Genomic DNA, 3237 nt, shown 5'->3' on the forward strand with positions numbered 1-3237 from the left:
CCTGCGAAAACGGAATGGCCAATGATTTTCACTTTCTGCACTATGCCAGCCGCGCACAGGGCGGAACCGGACTCATCATTGTAGAAGCTACCGGCGTTGTGCCCGAAGGCCGCATTACCAATAGATGTATGGGAATCTGGAATGAGGAACAGGCGGAGGCGCTTTCGAAAATTGTGAAAATTGTGCATGAAAACTCAGAAAGCAAAATCGGAATCCAGCTTGCGCATGCCGGAAGAAAGGCCTCTACATGGAACGGAAAACAGATTTCTTTGGAAGAAGGCTGGGAAACCGTGGCTCCATCGCCGATTCCTTATGAAGCAGCTGAAAGGATTCCGCACGAACTTTCAAAAGAAGAAATCGAAACCCTTGTGCAGCGGTTTAAAGAAGCTGCAAAACGCGCCATCGATGCAGGTTTTGATTTGATTGAACTTCACGCGGCTCACGGTTATCTGATTCACCAGTTTCTGTCGCCTTTATCGAATACCAGAACTGATGCGTACGGCGGAAGTTTCGAAAACCGAATCCGTTTTTTGCTGGAAATCGTGAAAGCGGTAAATGAAGTTCTGGATGAAAACCATCCGCTGTTGGTAAGAATTTCGGGAACTGAATACGCTGAAAACGGCTGGAATATTGAAGAAAGCGTAAGGCTTGCCAAAATTTTAAAAGAAAACAATGTCGATCTGATCGACGTTTCAAGTGGCGGAAATATTCACGGAGCGAAAATCACTTTGTTTGATGGCTACCAGGTTCCATTAGCAGAAGCCATTAGAAGAAAAGCGGAAATTGCAACCGGTGCTGTGGGATTAATAAAAACAGCAAGACAAGCTGAGGAAATTTTACAGAATAAACAAGCTGATCTGATTTTTGTCGCCCGCGAAATTCTTAGAAACCCTTACCTGCCAGTTCGGGGTTCTTTTAAAAATAACGACCATTGCTTTTTCCCGCCACAATATGAAAGAGCCAGACCATAATTGAAATAAAAAAGCCAACGCTCGCAGTTGGCTTTTTGTTTATATATGTTTCACTTGATCAGTTTTCGAAAACTGCTTTTAACAAACAGACTTCCGAAATAAAAAACGGACAGAATTAAGAATACAATTCCGAACATAAGAAAAAACTCACTAAGCCTTAATAGTACACCTGGTACTGTAGGATCTCCGTCCATAACAACACCGACTGTCGTCACAATCCATGAAATGCCTAATATGTTTAGGATTTTCTTTTTCATCGCTTCTTAATTTTTATCAGATAACGGCAAACTGATATTTTTATTACTCCTTTTTTAATTTAAGAATACTCAAATTTTCTGATGACTTCCAAAGTACGGTCGATTTCTTTTTCCTTGATTGCATCGGAAATAAACCAGGTTTCGTATCCGCTCGGCGGAAGGTAAATTCCATTGGCAAGCAGCTGATGGAAGAAATTATTAAAGAGCGAATGGTTTGCCTGCGCCGCTTCATCAAAATTAGAAACCGTATTGATATGGAAAAAGATGCTCATCATGGAGCCTTTCCGGTTAATCCGGTGCTCAATATTTTTAGAATTCAGGATTTTGCCAATCTCGAAATCCAGGGTTTCTGTGGTTTTATTGATGTTCTGATAAAAATTTCCATCTTTTCTGATGAGTTCCAGCGTGGTAAGTCCGGCACGCATCGCGAGTGGATTTCCGCTCAAAGTTCCGGCCTGATATACCGCGCCTTTCGGAGCAAGGTGATTCATAATTTCGTTTCGTCCTGCGAAAGCTCCAACCGGCAGTCCACCGCCGATTACTTTTCCGTAAGTCACCAGGTCGGCTTTCACGTTATATACTTCCTGAGCACCGCCAAAACCTAAACGGAAGCCGGTCATCACTTCATCGAAAATCAGCAAAGCACCGTTTTCGTCACAGAGTTTTCTCAGGTTCTGCAGGAAATTGTTTTCAGGTAACACGCAGCCCATATTCCCGGCAACCGGTTCCACAATGATTGCGGCAATTTCGCCCTGATTGTGTCGGAACAGATCTTTAACCTGTTCAATATCATTATATCTGGCGAGCAAAGTATCCTTTGCAGTTCCCGCTGTGACACCCGGAGAATTCGGGTTTCCGAAAGTTGCAGCGCCGCTTCCTGCTTTAATTAAAAAAGAATCGGAATGTCCATGATAACAGCCTTCGAACTTGATGATCTTATCTCTCCCTGTAAAACCTCTCGCCAGTCTGATAGCACTCATACAGGCTTCAGTACCCGAAGAAACCATTCTGATCTGGTCGATATTCGGAACGTTTTCTACAATTAATCTTGCGATTTCGGTTTCCAGTTCGGAAGGGGTTCCGTAGGAAAAACCTTTTTCTGCCTGCTTCTTGATGGCTTCCAGCACTTCCGGATGCGTGTGCCCGAGGATGGCCGGCCCCCAAGAATTGATGTAGTCAATATAAACATTGTCATCAGCGTCGGTCATGTACGCGCCTTTCGCCGATTTCATGAAAACAGGAACGCCGCCTACAGATTTGAACGCACGCACGGGCGAATTCACGCCACCGGGAATATACTTGTACGCTTCATCGAATAAAGCTGAACTTCTTTGGTATAACATTTTTTTGTTGGGTGTTAATTAGCTTCTGGGTTTTTTCTCCTGAAGGTAGATGAGTTGTCCGGCTTTGGGCTGTTCGCCGTACGCCATTCTGTTTTTTGAATAGAGTTTGCTGAGTTTAATGCCGAATTTCTGTGAAACATCATGCATGGATTCTCCTACCTTTGCCTTGTAGCTTGCCACATTTCCGCTGGAAGATTTGGATTCCAAGAAAAGAACATCGTTTTTGCGCAGCTGGGTACCGTCTAATTCGTTCCATTTCATGAGTTTACTTTCAGGGATCCCGAATTTCTTTGACACAAGGCTTAAATCGGCATCTTCAGGAATAATCACGAATTTCTTGCCGCCGTTCGGATGGTTTTTCACCAGAATTGAGGTGAGGACTTCTGCCCTTGTTTTAATTTTTTCAACCTTCTCCTGCTGTTTTGCATAAGAAGTCTGTTCGTACGGAACTTTTACAGTCACTGGTTTGGACGAAGCTTTACTCTGATCGAGCTGCGCCATGAAGATTTTATCATCACGCAGTCCCGGATACAGTTTCAGAACCGTGTACAGAACTTCTTTTGAATTGGTATTATCGAATTCATAAAGTCTGTTTTTTTCAATCTTGTCGATTAAGATGTAAGCGTAGCGCGGGTTGGTGGCATATCCGGCTTTTTTCAGTCCATG

General features: G+C 43.5%; 3 protein-coding genes. 1 reads left to right on the top strand and 2 read right to left on the bottom strand.

The genetic code is table 11. The features are described 5' to 3' along the window. Window positions 1-971, top strand: a 971-nt coding sequence (locus V5N63_RS10235) for an NADH:flavin oxidoreductase/NADH oxidase (RefSeq protein WP_332033860.1), incomplete at its 5' end; no start/stop codon positions are given. Between the two features lie 316 nt (window positions 972-1287). On the opposite strand, the gene hemL is transcribed toward V5N63_RS10235, so the two are convergent. Further along, window positions 1288-2571, bottom strand: a complete 1284-nt coding sequence (hemL, locus tag V5N63_RS10240; protein WP_332033861.1) for a glutamate-1-semialdehyde 2,1-aminomutase — start codon at window positions 2569-2571, stop codon at window positions 1288-1290. Window positions 2572-2589: 18 nt separating this feature from the next. Then, a partial coding sequence (locus tag V5N63_RS10245) for a LysM peptidoglycan-binding domain-containing protein (protein ID WP_332033862.1) occupies window positions 2590-3237 on the bottom strand: 648 nt, incomplete at its 5' end.

It is taken from the genome of Kaistella sp., assembly GCF_032060305.1.
In the GTDB taxonomy this organism is placed as follows: Bacteria; Bacteroidota; Bacteroidia; order Flavobacteriales; family Weeksellaceae; genus Kaistella; species Kaistella yananensis.